16 protein-coding genes are annotated in these 19,673 nt (G+C 69.3%); 9 read left to right on the forward strand and 7 right to left on the reverse strand.

Annotation, left to right across the window (positions count from 1 at the left end; genetic code table 11):
* The first annotated feature begins 7 nt into the window (after positions 1-7).
* The gene (locus ISO16_RS18540) at positions 8-490 is read left to right on the forward strand and encodes an iron chaperone (RefSeq protein WP_072633937.1); all 483 of its coding nucleotides are present in this window, start codon (positions 8-10) and stop codon (positions 488-490) included.
* 70 nt (positions 491-560) lie between these two features.
* Here ISO16_RS18540 and ISO16_RS18545 read toward each other — a convergent pair whose 3' ends face one another.
* Both ISO16_RS18545 and mihF read right to left on the reverse strand, forming a co-directional pair.
* The gene (locus ISO16_RS18545; RefSeq protein WP_072633938.1) at positions 561-1,475 is read right to left on the reverse strand and encodes a cation diffusion facilitator family transporter; all 915 of its coding nucleotides are present in this window, start codon (positions 1,473-1,475) and stop codon (positions 561-563) included.
* A gap of 108 nt (positions 1,476-1,583) precedes the next feature.
* Positions 1,584-1,901 carry an integration host factor, actinobacterial type gene (mihF, locus tag ISO16_RS18550; protein WP_072633939.1) on the reverse strand — a complete coding sequence of 106 codons (318 nt, stop codon included), beginning with the start codon at positions 1,899-1,901 and terminating at the stop codon, positions 1,584-1,586.
* Between the two features lie 202 nt (positions 1,902-2,103).
* On the opposite strand from mihF, the gene ISO16_RS18555 reads away from it, so the two are divergent.
* The 3 genes from ISO16_RS18555 (at position 2,104) to ISO16_RS18565 (ending at position 5,229) form a co-directional block, all read left to right on the forward strand.
* Positions 2,104-2,733: a TetR/AcrR family transcriptional regulator gene (locus ISO16_RS18555; protein WP_072633940.1), complete on the forward strand. Its 630-nt coding sequence runs from the start codon at positions 2,104-2,106 to the stop codon at positions 2,731-2,733.
* Between the two features lie 175 nt (positions 2,734-2,908).
* Positions 2,909-3,970, forward strand: a complete 1,062-nt coding sequence (locus ISO16_RS18560; protein WP_072633941.1) for a phosphotransferase family protein — start codon at positions 2,909-2,911, stop codon at positions 3,968-3,970.
* A 29-nt stretch (positions 3,971-3,999) separates the two neighbouring features.
* On the forward strand, positions 4,000-5,229 hold the full coding sequence (locus ISO16_RS18565) for an acyl-CoA dehydrogenase family protein (protein WP_006944558.1): 1,230 nt from the start codon (positions 4,000-4,002) through the stop codon (positions 5,227-5,229).
* 308 nt (positions 5,230-5,537) lie between these two features.
* Here ISO16_RS18565 and ISO16_RS18570 read toward each other — a convergent pair whose 3' ends face one another.
* Entirely contained in the window at positions 5,538-7,154 is a 1,617-nt protein-coding gene (locus ISO16_RS18570) for a SulP family inorganic anion transporter (RefSeq protein ID WP_230304385.1), read from the reverse strand.
* A gap of 190 nt (positions 7,155-7,344) precedes the next feature.
* Between ISO16_RS18570 and ISO16_RS18575 the strand changes: the two genes are divergently transcribed.
* Positions 7,345-8,973 carry an IS1634 family transposase gene (locus ISO16_RS18575; protein WP_072634899.1) on the forward strand — a complete coding sequence of 543 codons (1,629 nt, stop codon included), beginning with the start codon at positions 7,345-7,347 and terminating at the stop codon, positions 8,971-8,973.
* A 167-nt stretch (positions 8,974-9,140) separates the two neighbouring features.
* Positions 9,141-9,518 carry a MerR family transcriptional regulator gene (locus ISO16_RS18580; RefSeq protein ID WP_072633946.1) on the forward strand — a complete coding sequence of 126 codons (378 nt, stop codon included), beginning with the start codon at positions 9,141-9,143 and terminating at the stop codon, positions 9,516-9,518.
* A 319-nt stretch (positions 9,519-9,837) separates the two neighbouring features.
* Here ISO16_RS18580 and ISO16_RS18585 read toward each other — a convergent pair whose 3' ends face one another.
* The 4 genes from ISO16_RS18585 to ISO16_RS18595 all read right to left on the reverse strand — a co-directional run bounded on the left by ISO16_RS18585 (position 9,838) and on the right by ISO16_RS18595 (position 14,504).
* Entirely contained in the window at positions 9,838-11,379 is a 1,542-nt protein-coding gene (locus tag ISO16_RS18585) for an acyl-CoA synthetase (RefSeq protein WP_006944553.1), read from the reverse strand.
* A gap of 99 nt (positions 11,380-11,478) precedes the next feature.
* Positions 11,479-12,825: an MFS transporter gene (locus ISO16_RS18590; RefSeq protein ID WP_072633947.1), complete on the reverse strand. Its 1,347-nt coding sequence runs from the start codon at positions 12,823-12,825 to the stop codon at positions 11,479-11,481.
* A 742-nt stretch (positions 12,826-13,567) separates the two neighbouring features.
* A complete protein-coding gene (locus ISO16_RS28955) occupies positions 13,568-13,690 on the reverse strand; it encodes a hypothetical protein (protein ID WP_268256879.1) in 123 nt (40 codons plus the stop codon).
* A gap of 34 nt (positions 13,691-13,724) precedes the next feature.
* A complete protein-coding gene (locus ISO16_RS18595) occupies positions 13,725-14,504 on the reverse strand; it encodes an acetoin reductase (RefSeq protein WP_072633948.1) in 780 nt (259 codons plus the stop codon).
* A gap of 139 nt (positions 14,505-14,643) precedes the next feature.
* On the opposite strand from ISO16_RS18595, the gene ISO16_RS18600 reads away from it, so the two are divergent.
* The 3 genes from ISO16_RS18600 (at position 14,644) to ISO16_RS18610 (ending at position 19,666) form a co-directional block, all read left to right on the forward strand.
* A complete protein-coding gene (locus ISO16_RS18600) occupies positions 14,644-15,315 on the forward strand; it encodes an IclR family transcriptional regulator (RefSeq protein ID WP_072633949.1) in 672 nt (223 codons plus the stop codon).
* Positions 15,316-15,671: 356 nt separating this feature from the next.
* Positions 15,672-17,099, forward strand: coding sequence for a rifampin monooxygenase (gene rox, locus ISO16_RS18605; RefSeq protein WP_072633950.1), 1,428 nt, complete (start codon positions 15,672-15,674; stop codon positions 17,097-17,099).
* Between the two features lie 245 nt (positions 17,100-17,344).
* The gene (locus tag ISO16_RS18610) at positions 17,345-19,666 is read left to right on the forward strand and encodes a cytochrome P450/oxidoreductase (RefSeq protein WP_072633951.1); all 2,322 of its coding nucleotides are present in this window, start codon (positions 17,345-17,347) and stop codon (positions 19,664-19,666) included.
* Positions 19,667-19,673 lie beyond the last annotated feature (7 nt).

Raw genomic sequence — 19,673 nt, forward strand, 5'->3', positions numbered from 1 at the left:
ACCTGCCATGCAGCAATCGAAGTCGTCCACCGAGAACTCCGGCGCGAGCACCGAGCAGTACCACGGATTCACCGCCGAGGAGCGGGCCGCGATGAAGGAGCACGCGCAGGAGCAGAAGAAGGCGGCGGCGCGGCGCGGTTCGCGGGCGGAGAAGGAGGCGGCAGCGGAGCGGGACGTGCTCGCGAAGATCGCCGAGATGCCGGAAGCGGACCGGGTCCTCGCCGAGCGGATCCACGACATCATCAAGACCGCCGCTCCGGACCTCGCGCCGAAGCTCTGGTATGGGATGCCCGCGTACGCCAGAAACGGCAAGGTCCTCTGCCACTTCCAGAGCGCGCAGAAGTTCGGGTCGAGGTATGCCACGCTCGGCTTCAGCGACGAGGCGGCGCTCGACGACGGCGCCATGTGGCCGATCGCCTACGCCCTGAAGGAGCTGACCGCAGCCCAAGAACAGCGCATCAGTGCGCTCGTGAGGAAGGCCGTGGGCTGAGGCCGTCGGTGCCGGCGTTGCCTTGAACCCGATCGAGCCGAGCCGACGACCGTGACGAGGCGGACCGAGGTCAGGCGTTGCCGGGTCCGGCGGTGGCCGGTTCCACGTGGATGAAGGTCTCGGTGTGCGGCAGCACCGCGTCGATGGCTGCCTCGATGCGGTCGGCCATGTCGTGGGCGGTCCGCACGGTCCAGTCGCCCGGAACGGTCACGACGACGAACACCTGGCGTTGCCGGCCCGATTCGACGGTGCGCAGCGGCGCGAACTCGACCGGGCACTCGGCGCGGAACCGGTCCAGCACGGCGTTGACCTGGTCCTGTTCGTGCTGGGGGAGGGCGGCGCTGAGCAGGCCGCTGACCGAGCCGCGAAGCAGCCGGTATCCGGTCCACAGGATGTTGACACCCACGACGAGGGCCACGATCGGATCCAGGGGTTCCCAGCCGGTGACGGTGACCAGCACGATGCCGACGATCACTCCGGCGGAGGTCCACACGTCGGTCAACAGGTGCTTGCCGTCCGCGACGAGCGTGATCGAGCGGTGCGTGCGACCCACGCGCTGCAGGGTGATCCCGACGGCCAGGTTGATCAGGGAGGCGACGGTCGTCAGGGCCAGCCCGAGCCCGGGCTGGACGAGCGGAATCGGACTGATCAGGCGTTCGATCGCGGTCCAGACGATCGCGGTGGCCGCGACGAAGATCATCGCACCCTCGACCAGGGCGGAGACGTACTCGGCCTTGCCGTGGCCGAAGTGGTGGCTGGCGTCCGGGGGTCGGGCCGCCACCCGCAGTGCGATCAGCGCCACCACCGCGGCGACGAGGTTGACCCCGGATTCGAGGGCGTCGGAGAGGAACCCGACCGAGCCGGTTGCCCACGCGGCGCTCGCCTTGAGGACGATGGTGACCACCGCGGCGGCCAGTGAGAGCAGCATGAAACGGAACAGCAGCCGATCCTGCCGCTGCCGCGATTCGGGCACCGACGTCGTCATCCGACTCCTCCAGCTCGGGCTCCGTGGTCGCGGAGCGCGTAAACGGCGCGCCCGCGCAGGTGTTCCCCTTCGGGACGTGGGAACACCTGCGCCGGGTCGAACGACGGGTCAGGCGGCCGTCGTGGCGTCGAGCAGCGCCTGACGCTGGTTGGCGCCGAGGCCCCCGATGCGGCGGGTGTCCGGGATCGACAGCTGCTCGAGGAGCTTGGCGGCCTTGACCGCGCCGATGCCGGGCAGCGCCTTGATCAGGGCCGAGACCTTCGTCTTCTTCACGACCTCGTCGGTCTCCGCCTTGTCGAGCACGGCCGAGACGTCGAGCTCTCCGGCCTTGACGGCGGCGAGCAGCTCGCTGCGGGCCTTGCGCACTTCGGCGGCCTTGGCGAGTGCGGCGGTGCGCTGTTCGTCGGTGAGAACGGGTGCTGGCATGACGGCCCCCTGTGTTGTCCGATGGTGAGCGGCCCCGGGCGAGGCTGCCGCGGCTGATGCTGCCAGGTCGGACCGACAATTCGTCGTTCCGGCACGCGGGGACGGCAGATCCGCGGGGTTCGCGGTGCGGATCCGGCCGATCCCGGCCCGTGCCCTGCGACTACGCTGTCACCGGTTCACGACCGGCGGGACGGAGTTGACGATGTGCGCGGCGAAGGCGGCTACGGTCGGGACCGGCAACGGCCGGCAGGCGATCCTCGACTCGGCGATGCGGAACATGAACGAGCGCGGGTACCACGGCACCTCGATGCGCGACATCGCCCGGGACGCCGACATCACCGTCGCCTCGATCTACCACCACTTCAAGTCCAAGCAGGAGATTCTGCAGGACATCATGACCCGGGCGCTGCACGATGCGATCGCCATGACCCGCGGGGCGTTGCTGCGGGCGGGGGGTTCGCCGGACGCGCAGCTGCAGGCGCTGGTGCGCGCGTGGGTCATGTTCCACACCACCCGGCAGCTCGATGCGCTGGTCGGTGCGACGGAGCTGCGCAGCCTGAACGAGGCCGGTCGCCGGCTCGTCGTCGCGCTGCGTGACGAACAGGAGGGTCTGTTCCGCGACGTCGTCGAGCGGGGCGTCGAGGAGGGGGCCTTCGAGGTGGAGTTCCCGCGCGATGCGGTGCGCGGAATCATCAACATGGGCCAGTCGGTGTGCGCCTGGTGGCGGTCCGACGGGCCGCTGCGGCCGGAGGAGCTCGCGGACCGCTACGCGGATCTGGCCCTGGCGATGGTGCAGCACCGTCCCCGTCACGGCGTCCTCTCCGGTTCCTAACGATTGATCGGCTGCCGCCTCTTCGGTGCTGCAGCATTTTCCTCCCGCATCGGCATTATCGCAGATGAATCCCCGTCCGTCGGTGACCGTGTTGACACCGAACGCTCGTTCGGCGACTCTGTAGGTAATCCGAACGATCGTTTGGCCAACAGGCCGACGCAGGAAGGAATCCGCGATGACTGCATCGCCTGCGGGCGCCGTCGCCGACCTCGATCTCGACGCGCTGACCGCCCACCTGCAGCGCGTACTCGGCGGTGAGGTCACCGGCGCGCTCACCGCCTCCCTCATCGGCGGTGGCCGCTCCAACCCCACCTACCGGCTCGCCGACGACGAGCACACATGGGTGCTGCGCCGACCGCCGTACGGGCACGTGCTGCCCAGCGCGCACGACATGCGGCGCGAGTTCACCGTCATCAACGCCCTCGGTGGCACGTCCGTCCCCGTGCCCCGCGCGGTGCACCTGTGCGAGGACGAGAGCATCCTCGGCGCGAAGTTCTATCTGATGGAACTCGTCGACGGCGTGGCCGTCGGCACCGTCGAACAGGCCTCGGCCCTCACCGCCGACGAGCGTCGCCGCCTCGGGTTCTCGCTCGCCGACACCCTGGCCGCGCTGCACGACATCGACCCCGACGCCGTCGGGCTCGGCAGCTTCGGCCGTCCGGACGGCTACCTCGAGCGCCAGCTCGGCCGGTGGGCGAAGCAGTGGGAGGCCTCCCGCCGCGTCGACCGGCCCGAGGTGGCGGTCCTGCTCGACAAGCTCCGTCGCGCGCTGCCGCAGACCCGCCACCCCGGGATCGTCCACGGCGACGTCAAGCTCGACAACGTCCTCGCCGCGCCGCAGGATCGCGGACGCATCGCCGCCGTGCTCGACTGGGAGATGGCCACCCTCGGCGACACCCTCGCCGACGTGGGAATCATGCTGAGCTTCTGGGATGTTCCCGGCGCGGCATACAACCCCATCACCCGCGGCCTCGCCACCCTCGACGGATTCCCCACCCGCACGGAGCTGCTCGAGCGCTATGCCGCCGCGCGCGGAATCGATCTCGCCGACATCGACTGGTACACCGTCTTCGCCGACTTCAAGATCGCCGTCATCCTCGAGGGCATCGGTGCCCGCCACGACCGGGGCGAGACGGTGGGGGAGGGCTTCGACGGCATCGCCGACATGGTCGGGCCGTTGCTCCGGCGCGCCCTCGATCTCGCTGCCACCTCGGCCCTTCCCGAACTGCGCCGCTAGGCGATCACTCCCTCAGAATCGGAGCAACAATGGATTTCGAATACAGCCCTAAGGTCCGCGAACTGCAGGACCGGCTCACCGGCTTCCTGCAGGAACGCATCCTGCCGGCCGAGCCGATCGCCGCGCAGCAGCTCGCGAGCAAGCCCGACTACTGGGGTGCCCCGCCGATCATGGCCGACCTCAAGGCTTCCGCCAAGCGGCAGGGGCTGTGGAACCTCTTCCTCCCCGAGGCGGGCGGGGCCGGCCTGACCAATCTCGAATACGCCCCGCTGGCCGAATTGACCGGATGGAGCCCGCATCTCGCCCCGGAGGCGCTCAACTGCGCCGCGCCGGACACCGGGAACATGGAGCTGCTCGCCCGCTACGGCACCGACGCCCAGAAGCAGCAGTGGCTCGGCCCCCTGCTGGAAGGTGAGATCCGATCCTGCTTCTCGATGACCGAACCCGACGTCGCCAGCTCGGACGCGAGCAACGTCCGCCTCGAGATCGCCGACGACGGCGACGAGTGGGTGCTCACCGGACGCAAATGGTGGTCCACCGCCGCACTGCGGGAGGACTGCCGCGTCGCGATGGTCATGGGGGTCACCGATCCCGGCGCTCCGGCCGGATCCCGGCACTCCATCGTGCTGGTCCCCATGGAGACGCCGGGCCTGGACATCGTCCGCTCCACGTCCGTGCTCGGGTTCGACGACCGGCACGAGGGCGGGCACGGCGAGATCGTCTTCGACCGGGTGCGGGTGCCCAAGGCGAACCTGCTCGGCCCGCGCGGCAAGGGATTCGCCGTCGCGCAGGCCCGCCTGGGACCGGGCCGGATCCATCACTGCATGCGCCTGATCGGCATGGCCGAACGCGCCGTCGCGCTGATGACGGAGCGGGCGCGCACCCGCGTCGCATTCGGCAGGCCGCTGGCCGACGAAGGGGTCGTGCAAGCCACCGTCGCCGACGCACGCATCCAGGTGGATGCGGCCCGCCTGATGGTGCTGCGCGCCGCGTGGCGGATGGATGTCGAGGGCGCCAAGGCCGCCCGGCACGACATCGCCGCCGCCAAGGTCATGGTGCCGCTGACGGTGAAGAAGATCGTCGACGACGCCATCCAGATCTTCGGCGGTGCGGGCCTGTCCCAGGACACACCGCTCGCAATGCTGTACTCGCAGGCGCGGTTCCTGCAGATCGCCGACGGCCCCGATCAGGTGCACCGCCGGTCCCTCGCTCGCGCCGAGTTCGCCGCGACTCCGGTGCTGCGCGAGGTCCGCGGATAGGATCACACCCCACCGCGGCGACGACGGCAGGGTGAGTGGGGGCGGCAGGGGAGACGGCGAGCATCCACGCCGGAGTGTGCTCGTCGTGGCGGAGCCGCTCCTGCACGCCGTCGACATCCGGATTCGCGACGAGAACGACGGCCGCCCAACACCGGGTGTGCAGGCGCCCGAGGGATCGCACTCGGTCGGCCACACTCCGGCGTCGATCCGCGCGACTTCGGAACCGGTAGATCCACCACTCGCACCGGCCGGGCGGTGCGCAGCTCGTCGAGCACGCGCCCGCATGGACGAGGCGAGCACACCGGCAGCTAGTGACCTTCGCCGAGGCGTCCGGAGAGCCGGTCGAGGCGTTCGAGGCCGGCGCCGTCGAGGCCGACGATCTCGACGCTCTTACCTTTGTTGGCGTACTTGTGCCGGATCGCGTCGAGGGTGGCCACGGTGGAGGCGTCCCAGATGTCGGCGCCGGTCAGGTCGATGACGACGTTGGGCGGGTCGCCCACGTAGTCGAACTGGTAGATCAGGTCGTTGGAGGAGGCGAAGAACAGCTCGCCGTGCACCTTGTAGACGCGAGTGTCGACCTCGCCGTCGTGGTCGGTGTCGGCTTCGGAGACCTTCTCGATGCTGGTCAGGTGGGCGACCCGGCGGGCGAAGAGCACCATCGCGGTGACCACGCCGAGGATCACCCCGATCGCGAGGTTGTGGGTGATCACGGTCGCGGCGACCGTCACCAGCATCACGAGGGTTTCGCTGCGCGGCATCAGCTTCAGGGTGCGCGGGGCGATGCTGTGCCAGTCGAGGGTGGCGACCGACACCATGATCATCACCGCCACGAGGGCGGCCATGGGGATCAGGGCGACGACGTCACCGAGGGCGACGACGAGGATCAGGAGGAACACCCCGGCCAGGAAGGTGGAGATGCGGGTGCGGGCCCCGGAGACCTTGACGTTGATCATGGTCTGGCCGATCATCGCGCAGCCGCCCATGCCGCCGAAGAATCCGGTGACCAGGTTGGCAACCCCCTGGCCCCAGCCCTCACGGGTCTTGTTCGAGTGGGTGTCGGTGATGTCGTCGACCAGTTTGGCGGTCATCAGGGATTCGAGCAGGCCGACCAGGGCCATCGCGAGCGCGTAGGGGGCGATGATCGCGAAGGTCTGCGTGGTCAGCGGCACGTCGGGGAGGAACAGCGCCGGGAGGGACTCGGGCAGCGCACCCTCGTCGCCGACGTTCGGCACGTCCCAGCCGAAGGCGAGCACGGCGGCGGTGAGCACCGCGATCGCCACCAGCGGCGCCGGGACCACGGAAGTGAGCTTGGGGAGGAACACCATCACGCCGAGTCCGACGGCGACCAGCGGGTAGACCAACCACGGGACGTCGATCAGGTGCGGCAGCTGGGCGGTGAAGATCAGGACGGCCAGGGCGTTGACGAAGCCCACCATGACGCTGCGCGGGATGAACCGCATCAGCTTGGCCACTCCGAGGACCGACAGCACCACTTGGAACAGGCCGCCCAGGAGGACGGTGGCGACGAGATAGTCGAAGCCGTGCTCGCGGGCCACCGGCGCGACGACCAACGCGATCGCGGCGGTGGCGGCAGAGATCATCGCCGGCCGGCCACCGACGATGGAGATCGTCACGGCCATGGTGAACGAGGCGAACAGCCCGACCCGCGGGTCGACGCCGGCGATGATCGAGAACGAAATCGCCTCCGGGATCAGTGCCAGGGCCACGACCAGGCCGGCCAGGATCTCGGTCTTCAGGCGTTTCGGGGAGCGCAGGGCGGCGCGCACCGAGAGGACGGGATCGTCGTCCGCCTCGTGGACGGCCGGCGCGTTGCCGGCAGGAGTTGTCCCGGCAGGAGTTGTCACAGTCGTGTCTTCTTTCCATGAGAAGCCGGGGGCGACGCCCCCGCGCGGGCGGGACGGCATCGTCTCGTCCGCGGAACCCGCAGAACTCTACCCTCCGGTGAGGGTAGAGTTCGAATCGAGGGTCGGGCCGCTCGCTCCCGAGTTGGCTCACGTTTCCGGGATGAACAGCGGCTCACGTCTGTGACCTGCAGTTTCTCGTCGGGATCGGTCTGATTTCACGCACTAACGGCGCTGGTTCTAGGCTCGGCAGGTGGCGTTTGTCAGGAAGGTGCGCACCAAATCCGGGGCCACGGCCGTGCAGATCGCCCGATATGTGGGCGGCCGGCAGGAGATCGTCAAGCACATCGGTTCCGCACATACCGACGTCGAACTCGGCATGCTTCTCGAACGCGCTCGGGCCTGGCTCGAACCCGATCAGCAGGTTCTCGATCTGGGCGTCACCCCGCAGGTTCCGGTCGAAAAGCCCCTGGCCGGCGGCCAGAGCGCACTTTTCGACCCTGCTCAGCGAACTTCGCAGGTGGACGCGCCGGGGCGCACCGAATCGACCGGGTCGGTGCTGCTGCGCCAGGTGCTGACCGATGTGTACGACCAGCTCGGGTTCGGGATCGTCGACGATGCGGTCTTCCGCGATCTGGTGATCGCCCGCATCGTCGAGCCCGGCTCGAAACTCGACGCCGGTCGCGTCCTGAAGGACCTCGGGGCCGATCCGCCGAGCTACGCCACGATCAAACGCCACCTGGGGCAGATCAATACCGGCAGATACCGGGATCGCATCGCCGAGCAGTGTTTCGAGTATGCCGCCGAAACCGGTGGTTTGAGCCTGTTGTTGTACGACGTGACGACCTTGTACTTCGAAGCAGAAAAGGAAGATGACCTGCGCAAAGTCGGGTACTCGAAGGAACGGCGGGTCGACCCGCAGATCGTGGTGGGGTTGCTTGTGGACAGAACCGGTTTCCCGCTGGAGATCGGATGCTACGAGGGCAATTCGGCCGAAACCCGCACGATCGTGCCGATCGTACGGCAGTTCCAGGCCCGCCACGACCTCGACGGGGTCGAGATGGTCGTGGCCGCTGACGCCGGGATGCTGTCCGCCGCCAACCTCGCAGCGTTGGACGAGGCCGGACTGAAGTTCATCGTCGGCTCCCGTACCACGAAGGCGCCCGGTGATCTTGCATCGCACTTCCATTGGAATGGAAACGTTTTCACCGATGGCCAGATCATCGACACCATCACTCCGCGGCACGGCCGCTCCGTGGTCAACAATCCCCGGCGACGGGCCGAGCCAATCTGGAACGCGACAGCGCATCCGAACGCGTGGCGGGCGATCTGGCAGTACTCACGCAGCCGCGCCGGCCGGGACGAGAAGACCCTCAATGCCCAGGAGGCCCGTGCCCGGGCGGTGGTCGACGGGGACACGGTTCCGAAGTCCACGCGGTTCGTGACGGTGACCGCGAAGGGCCGGCGACTGGACACCGCCTCGCTCGAGCGGGCACGGATGCTCGTCGGCCTGAAAGGTTACGTCACCAATCTCCCTGCCCCATTGATGGATCCGCGTGAAATCATCGCGAAGTACCACGAGTTGTGGCACGTCGAGCAGTCGTTTCGGATGTCGAAGACGGATCTGCGGGCCCGGCCGATCTTCCATCGCACCCGCGATGCGATCGAGGCGCACCTGACCGTGGTGTTCGCGGCGTTGGCCGTTTCCCGGGTGGTGCAGGAACGCAGTGGCCTCGCGATCGGCAAGGTCGTCAAGCTGCTGCGACCGTTGCGGTCGGCGACCATCGCGATCAACGGCACCCGACACACGTTCCCACCGCAGGTCGACGCCGACCTACAAGCACTGCTCGACCGGATTTCAGGATCTGGACTCACGCACTAACAAAATGAGCCAACTCGGGCGGGCGGGACGGCATCGTCTCGTCCGCGGAACCCGCAGAACTCTACCCTCCGGTGAGGGTAGAGTTCGAATCGAGGGTCGGGCCGCTCGCTACGGTGGAGGCGCGACCGGGAGGAAAGGGTGCGGCTGTGACTATCGATGCGGGGCATATGCAGATCGGGCAGGTGGCTGCGCGCACCGAGCTGTCGATCAAGACCATCCGTCACTACGACGAGGTCGGCCTGGTCACCCCGTCCGCCCGCAGCGCCGGCGGGTTCCGCCTCTACACCGAGGACGACGTGCAGCGCCTGCTGGTGATCCGGCGGATGAAACCGCTCGGGTTCACCCTCGACGAGATGCGCGCGTTGCTCGCCGCTCTCGATCGGATCGCCGCCGTCGCGACCTCCGGGCAGGGGGCCGCCGACGCACGCGGCGTGCTGGCGGAGTTCCATCGGCGGGCCGAGGACAGTTGCGCTCGTCTGCGCACGCAGCTCGCGTACGCGGAAGAACTCACCACCATCCTGGGTGAGCACGCCACCGGAGCCTGACCCTGCCGCCGGCGACCGCGTCGCCGGCATCGATTTCGATGTGGACGTGACCCGCCCGCGGACAGCGGCCCCGACGCGGCCGCATCAAAATGAGCTGTCACCGGGATGCCGTGCAGTGGGCGGCCGCCGACACGATCGGCTGTAGCGGCTACTGCGGGCGGCAGTGGAGCGAACTGGAACCGCTGCTGCGGCCGGGAGGCTGCGGGCTGCCGAACCGGCGAGGACGCACCCGCGAACCGACGACGATTCGGCCTGCCGCGTTCGCAACGAGCGGCAGGCCGAGTCGTTTTCGTCGTCGACCGGGTTTCCCAGCCTGGCGTCACACCGGTGTGTCGACGAAGCGCTCCTTCAGCTTGCGCTTGACCAGCTTGCCGGTCGGTGTCCGGGGCATGTCGTCACTGAACACGATCCGGCGCGGGAGCTTGTACTTGGCGAGGCGACCGCGGAGGTGGTCGGCCAGTTCGGCGGTGAGCGCGTCGTCGCCGTCGAAGCCGGGGGCCGGTTGGATCACCGCGGTGACGATCTCGCCCATCTCGGCATCGGGCACCCCGATCACGCCGGCGTCGAGGACCTTGGGGTGCTCGACGAGCGCGTTCTCGATCTCCTGCGGGTAGATGTTGACTCCGCCGGAGATGATCATGAACGAATCACGGTCGGTGAGGAACAGATACCCGTCCTCGTCCAGGTAACCGACGTCGCCGGTCGTCGTCCACGCCGGGTGGTGCGGGTGCTGGGCGTCGCGGGTCTTCTCCGGTGCGTTGTGGTACTCGAACGGCAGCAGGTCGCGTTCGAAATAGATCGTGCCGATCTGCCCCGCCGGCAGTTCTTCGCCGTTCTCGCCGCAGATGTGGACGACGCCGAGCGCGGCCCGGCCCACCGTGCCGGGTTTGCGCAGCCATTCCTCCGTGTCGACGAGGGTGAGGCCGTTGAGTTCGGTGGAGGAGTAGTACTCCGACAGGATCGGGCCCCACCACGCGATCATCTGCCGCTTGACCTCGACCGGGCAGGGGGCCGCGGCGTGCACGGCGACCTGCAGGCTGGACACGTCGTAGCGGGAGCGCACGTCCTCCGGCAGTTTGAGCATGCGCACGAACATGGTGGGCACCCACTGGCTGTAGGTGACCCGGTACCGCTCGATGTATTCGAGGGCCTTCTCGGGGTCGAAGCGGCCCATCACGACGACCGTGCCGCCGAGGGCCTGCACCGCGGCGCAGGTGCGCAACGGTGCCGCGTGGTACAGCGGTGCGGGGGACAGGTACACCGTCTCTGGATTCACGCCCCACACCGAGGCGTTCATGGCGGTCATCGTGTCACCGGGTTCGTGGACCTGGCGGTCGGGCAGCGCGGGCTTGATGCCCTTGGGGCGGCCCGTGGTGCCGGACGAGTAGAGCATGTCCGCCCCCCGGGGCTGATCGGCGGGCGCCGCATCCGACTCGGCGGCCGCGGCCGCGTCCAGATCGGCGTATCCGGGGAGCGTGCCACCGAAGGCGAGCCGGTGCTCGGTGTTCGGCAGCAGAGTGGGAAGCACCCGGGCGATCTCCTCCAGCGCGGCGTCGACGAGCACGGCCTTCGCGCCGCAGTCGTCGACGATGTAGGCGGCCTCGCCGGGAGTGAGATGCCAGTTCACCATCGTGACGTAGAGGCCCGACCGCATTGCCGCCCAGTAGATGTCGAACACCCGGGGAGTGTTGGTGGCGAGCACCGCGACGTGGTCTCCGCGGCGCAGTCCCAGCGTGCGGAGGTGGCGGGCGATGCGGATCGAGTTGGCTTCGAGCTCGGCGAAGGTGACCGTCCGGCCGGTGTCGGCCATGATCACGGCCGGCTTGTGCGCAGTGGTGTCGAGGTAGGCACCGGGATACATGGGGTCTCCAGTGTTCGTTCGGGCGGAGAGTCAGTGGCGCCCGGGAGGGCAGTGGCGCCGACGGGTCAGTGGCGCCGACGGGTCAGTGGCGCCGGGAGGTCAGGCGCGACGACGGGCGAGGGCCACCAGGCAGGCGAGGGCGAGGACCGAGAGCGCCGCGATGAGCAGCCCCACGCGCCAGAGGTTGGCGACCTCCCCGTTGATCAGCGCGACCATTGCCATGGGCGCCATGCCGCCGAGGATCGCTGCCGCCTGGTACCCCAGGGACGCTCCGGAGTAACGGATCTCCGGGGGGAAGAGTTCGGCGAACAGGGCGGCCTGCGGCCCGGTCTGGAACGACATCACCACGCAGGAGACGATCAGCGCGACGGCCAGCGGCCGGATGTCCTCCGACGAGGACGCCCCGATGAGCAGCCACATCGGCACGGCCCACAGGCCCATGCCGACGATTCCGATGCCGTAGATCAGCTTGCGGCCGTAGCGGTCCGACAGGTAGGCGGTCAGCGGCACCATCGGCACGAGTACACCCGCGGCGATCAGGATGATCGCCAGCACGTCCGAACGCGCGATGCCGAGGTTCGTCGTGGCCACCTGCACCGAGCCGGTGATGGTGATGTAGAACATCACGATGCCGACGAGATAGGTGCCGCCGGCCATGAGCACGGTGCCGCTGTTGTGCCGGAGGACTTCGAGGACCGGGGAACGCCGCTGGGCCGGCGCGGCCGCGAGCTTGGCCTCCACCTGCTGGAACTCGGGGGTCTCCTCGAGGTAGCGGTGGATGGCGAAGGCGACGAACAGCATGAACAGGCTGATCCAGAACGGCACGCGCCAGCCCCACGAGGTGAACGCCTCGGGCGAGACCGCCCACGCCACCGCCAGGAAGACCGCGTTGCCCATCACCACGCCGATCGGGATGCCGAGCTGGGCGAAGCTTCCGTAGAAGCCGCGGCGATGGGCCGGGGCGTACTCGGTGGCCAGCAGGACCGCGCCGCCCCACTGCGCCCCGACCGCCAGTCCCTGGCAGATGCGCAGCAGGACGAGCATCGCGGGGGCGAGCCAGGTGATCGACGTGTTCGGCACGAAGCCGATCAGGGTGGTCGCGACACCCATGAGCAGGATTGCGGTCACGAGTACCGGCTTGCGCCCGTACTTGTCGCCGAAGTGGCCCGAGACGATCCCGCCGATGGGGCGGGCGACGAAGCCGACCGCGACGGTGGCGAACGAATTGAGCGCGGCCACGACCTCGCTGCCGGTGGCGAAGAACGTCTTGTTGAACACGAGCGCCGCGGCGGTGGCATAGATGAAGAAGTCGTACCACTCGAGGGACGTCGACACCGCGGCAGCGAACGCGGCCTTGCGGGCCGCCCGGCGCGAGTGCGGCGGGGCGGCGAGTGGCGGAGAGCTGGGCGCCGTCTCCTGCGCCTGTGGAACCGAGGGGGTGGCCATGGCTGCCCTTCCTGCGAACGTATGTAGCCAATCGATCGTTCGGTTAGCAGTCGATAAGCTATGTGACGTGCCGCACAAAGTCAAACGCGCGCCGGGGACGCGGTCCCGGCGGGGACGCTCCGCCGAGGGCTGGGCGGATCGGTGCCGGCAAGCATGCGCCCCTCACGGCTCCGAACTGGGCAGATGCAAAGAGTGCAGCGCTGAGGGGATCGTGCGCCACCTGCCCGATCCTCCCGTCCGCGCGGGGGGAACCGCCTGTCGCCCGGGGGTGCGGCGGGGGACCGGGGGCGGCGGAGCGGCCTGGGCCGCCTCCTTCCCTGTCTGGAAGTTCAGCCAACCGACTGTTTACTCGGCCGGTCTGGTGGCGTCGTGCGGGTGGGCGCGTCGCGGGGCGCAGCTGGGGCTCGTCCGCGGCATTTTCGCTCGCCGGGTCCGCTGCCGTGCCGGTCGTCGGCACTACTGCGGTGGGTTCCGATCGGCCACGCCGGTGAGGCGACCCGTTCCAGGCCGTTCGGGGGGCAAGTCGGCGCAGGCCACGCCCGCGATCCTGCGCAGCGCGACCGGTCCGCCCCGCAGCGAGATCTGCCGGACCTGAGGGCGTCGCACGACGTGCACGTTCATTGCACCGGGTCTACACAGTGCAACGATCCCCAGGGGTATCGAGGGCGACCGCCGCGTATCCGAGCGGCAGGGTCCCGGCCGATGAACCGGCCGACGACCCCGCCGGAGCGGGTGCGCCGGGTCAGTCGACGCTGTCCGCGAGTTGCTCGGAGAGGGCGAACAGCTCGGGGGAGTACTTCGGCGCCATCACGTGGTCGAGGAACACGAGCACGGGAACCGCCAGTGCCCGTACCGCTCTGGTCAACAACGGAGTCTCCTTCCGGTGCAGCGGGTTCGGCTCACCGGTACACCAGGCCGCCGTCGATCAACCCGGACTGGCCGGTCATGTAGTCGGAGTCCGGGCCTGCCAGGTAGGAGACGTAGGCCGCGACGTCCTCCGGCGTCTGCGCGCGGCCGAGCGCGATGCCGCCGACGAACTTCTCGAACGTCGCACCCTTCGGAGCCCCGGTCAGTGCCGCGAAGCGTTCGTCGATGGTGACCCACATGTCGGTGCCGACGACGCCGGGACAGTAGGCATTGACGGTGATTCCGTCGGACGCGTACTCCTTGGCCGCGGCCTGGGTGAGCGCCCGGACGGCGAACTTGGTTGCGGAGTACACCCCGAGCATCGCGAAGCCCTCGTGGCCGGCGATCGAGGACGCATTGACGATCTTGCCGCCGTGGCCGCGCTCGCGGAACTTGGCGGCGGCGATCTGGATGCCCCAGAGGACGCCTTCGACGTTGACCGCCATGATCCGGGACACCTCCTCCGGTGTCACGTCGGCGATGGGGTTCACCTGTGCGATGCCGGCGTTGTTGACGATGATGTCGAACCCGCCCAGTTCGGTCTCCGTCCGGTCGACGGCGGCTCGGATCTGCTCGCGGTCGGTCACGTCCGCAACGACGGAGATCGCCTTCGAGCCGGCGGCCCGCACCTCGTTCTCGACCGCGGCGAGCTTGCCGCCGTCGACGTCGAGCAGTGCGATGTCCGCACCGTCCGCCGCCAGCCGCAGCGCGATCGCCCGTCCGATGCCCTGCCCGGCGCCGGTGACCAGCGCGACCTTGCCTTCGATGCTCATACCGGCTCCCGTCCATAGTGACCTGTGTCACTCGAAGGGAACCAGTGCGGCGGGGGGTGCTCAAGCGTTGCAATGCGCTGCATCGGGGGTGGCGCCCGCGCCGGTAGGGTCGGATCCGGCACGACGGACGGAGGAACCCATGAGCACGCTGCAGACCCTCGATCGTGGTCTGCGCGCGCTCGACATCATCTCCCGTTCGCCCGCCGGTATCACGGTCGCGGACCTCGCCAAGGAACTCGGGATCGCGCGGGCGATCTCCTATCGGATCGTTGCAACGCTCGAATCGCACTCGCTCGTGGTGCGGGCCGACGACGGCCGGATCCGGCTCGGCGCCGGTGCCGCCGTTCTTGCGTCGCGGTTCGTGCCCCAGTTTCAGCATGCGGCCGGTCCGGTGCTGCACGACCTGGCCGAGCGCACGCAGGCGACGGCTTTCGTGTCCGCCGCGCAGGGAGACGAGTGCATCGTCATCCTCGTCGCGGAGCCGGAAGGGGCGCTCCTGCACGTGGGGTACCGGGTGGGCAACCGGCACCCGCTCGACCGCGGCGCGGCGGGGATCGCGATCCTCGCGCTGCGGCCCGAGGACGAGCGGGACCCCGAAGCGGTGAAGCAGGCCCGGGCGCTCGGCTACAGCGTCACGCGCGGACAGCTCGAGCGCGGCGCCGTGGGCGTCGCCGCCGGGGTGCGCGCGCCGCGGGGGGCCGGCCTCGAGTGCAGCGTCGGGGTGGTGGCCATCGCCGGTCTCGACGTCGATGCCGCGGCCCTCGCGGTCGGTGCCGCGGCGGCACGGCTGAGCGCTCTGCTCACCGACTGACACTCCCGTCACCCGCACACGGGTCCGGGGATCGACGGAACTCCGGTCCGCGCTCGAGGCGGCGCTCAATGGGCGGCGCTGAAAAGACAACGGCAGGGGGGTGTTCCCCTCCCTGCCCCTTTCAACGTATATCGCGCATGGGGCCTTGCCGCAAGGCCCCCGTCGTGCTGCAGAATCGCCAGTCGAAGCCGGGACCTGCGGAAACCGGGGGCACGAAGTAGGCGTGACCAGCCCACGTACGGGTCTCCGGGGAATCGCACCGCCGATAGGAGTCTGCGGGCGCTCGGTGCCGGGTGGGCGGGCTACCGGTTTGCGTGAAGGGCCGGCCGCAATACAACCATTGGAGCGGGGTTTTCATGATCGATGTGATCGTTGCCGGCGGCGGGCCGACCGGTTTGATGCTGGTCGCCGAGTTGCGGCTGCACGGCGTGCACACGCTCGTGCTCGAGAAGGCGACGGAGCCGACCGCGCAGTCCCGCGGACAGGGCCTGCACGCGCGCAGCGTCGAGATGATGGACCAACGCGGCCTGCTGGACCGGTTTCTCGCGGTCAGTGAGAAGTTCCGGGTCGGCGGTCTCTTCGGCGGCATCATGAAGCCGTGGCCGGACCGGGTGGACACGGCGCACCCGTACGGCCTCGCCACTCCGCAGCCGGTCACCGAACGGCTGCTCAACGAGCACGCCCTCGAACTCGGCGCCGAGATCCGGCGCGGCTGCGAACTGGTCGGGCTGAGCCAGGACGACCACGGGGTGAGCGCCGAGCTGGCCGACGGTACCCGGCTGCGCTCGCGCTACCTCGTCGGCTGCGACGGCGGCCGCAGCACGGTGCGCAAGCTGCTCGGCGTCGGTTTCCCCGGCGAGCCCAGCAAGGTCGAGACGCTGCTCGGTGAGATGGAGCTGACCGAGGACCCGGCGACGGTGGCCGCCGTGGTCGCGGAAGTCCACAAGACCCATCTGCGGTTCGGCGCGGTACCCCTCGGGGACGGGGCGTACCGCGTCATCGTGCCCGCCGACGGGGTGGCCGAGGACCGGGCGGCCGCACCGACCCTCGACGAGTTCACCCAGCAGCTGCGGGCGATCGCCGGCACCGACTTCGGCGCGCACTCGCCGCGCTGGCTCTCCCGGTTCGGCGACGCCACCCGGCAGGCCGAGCGCTACCGGGTCGGGCGGGTGCTGCTGGCCGGCGACGCGGCACACATCCATCCGCCGACCGGCGGGCAGGGACTCAACCTCGGCATCCAGGACGCGTTCAACCTCGGCTGGAAACTGGCCGCCGAAGTGGGCGGCTGGGCTCCGGAGGGACTGCTGGACAGCTACCACGCCGAACGGCACCCGGTGGGCGCCCGCGTGCTCGAGAACACCCGCGCACAGATCACGCTGATGGGAATCGATCCGGGTGTGATCGCGCTGCGGGAGCTGTTCTCGAAGCTGATGGACTTCGAGGAGGTGAACCGGTACGTCACCGAGATGATCACCGCGGTCGGGGTCCGCTACGACTTCGGCGAGGGCCACGACCTGCTCGGCCGGCGGATGCGGGACGTGGGGCTGAAGCAGGGTCGCCTCTACGAACTGATGCACGGCGGCCGCGGACTGCTCCTCGACCAGACCGGACGGCTTTCCGTGGCGGGCTGGGCCGACCGGGTCGACCACGTCGTCGACGTCAGCGAGGAACTGGACGTGCCCGCGGTGCTGCTGCGGCCCGACGGCCACGTGGCGTGGGCCGGTGACGATCAACAGGATCTGCTCGGCCGGCTGACCCAGTGGTTCGGCGCTGCCGCCGGCTGAGCGCGCGGAGGTGCTCGAAGGGGCAGGACCTGCCTCGGGTACCGGCTCGTGACGTCCGGTCCTGATGCTCGGTGGCGGCGGCCGCGCGGGTGCCGGGGAGTCCTGCGGACGTGGGCCCGGCTGCTGTGACCGCGGATCCCGCTTGACCTCTCCTGTGACGCCGCTTACTCTGCTGCATGTCCGTATATAGGACGAAACTGTTCGATAAAAGTAACAGTGCTGTTGGAGAGGTTTTCGGTGTCAGCATGAGTGCATCAGTTCCGGCGTCGGCGCCGGGTTGTCCCGTCGACCACGCGGCCCTGGCGGGCGGCTGCCCGGTGTCGGCGAACGCCGCGGCGTTCGATCCGTTCGGTTCCGCGTACCAGACCGATCCGGCCGAGTCGCTGCGCTGGTCCCGCGACAAGGAGCCGGTGTTCTACAGCCCCGAACTCGGCTACTGGGTCGTCACCCGGTACGAGGATGTGAAGGCGGTGTTCCGCGACAACATCCTGTTCTCGCCGGCGATCGCGCTGGAGAAGATCACTCCCGTCTCGGCGGAGGCCACCGCCACCCTCGCCCGGTACGACTACGCCATGGCCCGGACCCTCGTGAACGAGGACGAGCCCGCCCACATGCCGCGCCGCCGCGCGCTCATGGATCCGTTCACCCCGAAGGAACTGGCGCACCACGAGGCGATGGTGCGACGGCTCACGCGCGAATACGTCGACCGCTTCGTCGAATCCGGCAAGGCCGACCTGGTGGACGAGATGCTGTGGGAGGTTCCGCTCACCGTCGCCCTGCACTTCCTCGGCGTGCCGGAGGAGGACATGGCGACGATGCGCAAGTACTCGATCGCGCACACCGTGAACACCTGGGGCCGCCCCGCGCCCGAGGAGCAGGTGGCCGTCGCCGAGGCGGTCGGCAGGTTCTGGCAGTACGCGGGCACGGTGCTCGAGAAGATGCGGCAGGACCCGTCGGGACACGGCTGGATGCCCTACGGGATCCGCAAGCAGCGGGAGATGCCGGACGTCGTCACCGACTCCTACCTGCACTCGATGATGATGGCCGGCATCGTCGCCGCGCACGAGACCACGGCCAACGCGTCCGCGAACGCGTTCAAGCTGCTGCTCGAGAACCGCGCGGTGTGGGAGGAGATCTGCGCGGATCCGTCGCTGATCCCCAACGCCGTCGAGGAGTGCCTGCGCCACTCCGGGTCCGTGGCGGCGTGGCGACGGGTGGCCACCGCCGACACCCGCATCGGCGACGTCGACATCCCCGCCGGCGCCAAGCTGCTCGTCGTCAACGCGTCCGCCAACCACGACGAGCGCCACTTCGAGCGCCCCGACGAGTTCGACATCCGGCGCCCGAACTCGAGCGACCATCTCACCTTCGGGTACGGCAGCCACCAGTGCATGGGCAAGAACCTGGCCCGCATGGAGATGCAGATCTTCCTCGAGGAACTCACCACGCGGCTTCCCCACATGGAACTCGTACCCGACCAGGAGTTCACCTACCTGCCGAATACGTCCTTCCGCGGACCCGACCACGTGTGGGTACAGTGGGATCCGCAGGCGAATCCTGAGCGCACCGATCCTGCTGTGCTGCAACGGCATCAACCGGTCACCATCGGAGAACCCGCCGCCCGGGCGGTGTCCCGCACCGTCACCGTCGAGCGCCTGGACCGGATCGCCGACGACGTGCTGCGCCTCGTCCTGTGCGACGCCGGCGGAAAGACATTGCCCACGTGGACTCCCGGCGCCCACATCGACCTCGACCTCGGCGCGCTGTCGCGCCAGTACTCCCTGTGCGGCGCGCCCGATGCGCCGAGCTACGAGATCGCCGTGCACCTGGATCCCGAGAGCCGCGGCGGTTCGCGCTACATCCACGAACAGCTCGAGGTGGGAAGCCCGCTCCGGATGCGCGGCCCTCGCAACCATTTCGCGCTCGACCCCGGCGCCGAGCACTACGTGTTCGTCGCAGGCGGCATCGGCATCACCCCCGTCCTGGCCATGGCCGACCACGCCCGCGCCCGGGGGTGGAGCTACGAACTGCACTACTGCGGCCGAAACCGTTCCGGCATGGCCTATCTCGAGCGTGTCGCCGGGCACGGTGACCGGGCCGCCCTGCACGTGTCCGAGGAAGGCACCCGGATCGACCTCGCCACCCTCCTCGCCGAGCCCGCCCCCGGCGTCCAGATCTACGCGTGCGGGCCCGGGCGGCTGCTCGCCGGACTCGAGGACGCGAGCCGGAACTGGCCCGACGGGGCGCTGCACGTCGAGCACTTCACCTCGTCCCTCGCGGCGCTCGATCCGGACGTCGAGCACGCCTTCGACCTCGAACTGCGTGACTCGGGGCTGACCGTGCGGGTCGAACCCACCCAGACCGTCCTCGACGCGCTGCGCGCCAACAACATCGACGTACCCAGCGACTGCGAGGAAGGCCTCTGCGGCTCGTGCGAGGTCGCCGTCCTCGACGGCGAGGTCGACCACCGCGACACGGTGCTGACCAAGGCCGAGCGGGCGGCGAACCGGCAGATGATGACCTGCTGCTCGCGTGCCTGTGGCGACCGGCTGGCCCTGCGACTCTGAATCACCG

This window comes from Rhodococcus sp. M8 (genome assembly GCF_015654185.1).
In the GTDB taxonomy this organism is placed as follows: Bacteria; Actinomycetota; Actinomycetes; order Mycobacteriales; family Mycobacteriaceae; genus Rhodococcus; species Rhodococcus aetherivorans.

Coding starts and splice junctions, on each gene's coding strand:
- ISO16_RS18560 (WP_072633941.1), top strand. CDS start 2,909: ATGACTGCATCGCCTGCGGGCGCCGTCGCCGACCTCGATCTCGACGCG.
- ISO16_RS18610 (WP_072633951.1), top strand. CDS start 17,345: ATGAGTGCATCAGTTCCGGCGTCGGCGCCGGGTTGTCCCGTCGACCAC.
- ISO16_RS18555 (WP_072633940.1), top strand. CDS start 2,104: ATGTGCGCGGCGAAGGCGGCTACGGTCGGGACCGGCAACGGCCGGCAG.
- ISO16_RS18570 (WP_230304385.1), bottom strand. CDS start 7,154: ATGCCGTCCCGCCCGCGCGGGGGCGTCGCCCCCGGCTTCTCATGGAAA.
- ISO16_RS18600 (WP_072633949.1), top strand. CDS start 14,644: ATGAGCACGCTGCAGACCCTCGATCGTGGTCTGCGCGCGCTCGACATC.
- ISO16_RS18585 (WP_006944553.1), bottom strand. CDS start 11,379: ATGTATCCCGGTGCCTACCTCGACACCACTGCGCACAAGCCGGCCGTG.
- ISO16_RS18595 (WP_072633948.1), bottom strand. CDS start 14,504: ATGAGCATCGAAGGCAAGGTCGCGCTGGTCACCGGCGCCGGGCAGGGC.
- ISO16_RS18545 (WP_072633938.1), bottom strand. CDS start 1,475: ATGACGACGTCGGTGCCCGAATCGCGGCAGCGGCAGGATCGGCTGCTG.
- ISO16_RS18565 (WP_006944558.1), top strand. CDS start 4,000: ATGGATTTCGAATACAGCCCTAAGGTCCGCGAACTGCAGGACCGGCTC.
- ISO16_RS18540 (WP_072633937.1), top strand. CDS start 8: ATGCAGCAATCGAAGTCGTCCACCGAGAACTCCGGCGCGAGCACCGAG.
- mihF (WP_072633939.1), bottom strand. CDS start 1,901: ATGCCAGCACCCGTTCTCACCGACGAACAGCGCACCGCCGCACTCGCC.
- ISO16_RS18580 (WP_072633946.1), top strand. CDS start 9,141: ATGCAGATCGGGCAGGTGGCTGCGCGCACCGAGCTGTCGATCAAGACC.
- rox (WP_072633950.1), top strand. CDS start 15,672: ATGATCGATGTGATCGTTGCCGGCGGCGGGCCGACCGGTTTGATGCTG.
- ISO16_RS18590 (WP_072633947.1), bottom strand. CDS start 12,825: ATGGCCACCCCCTCGGTTCCACAGGCGCAGGAGACGGCGCCCAGCTCT.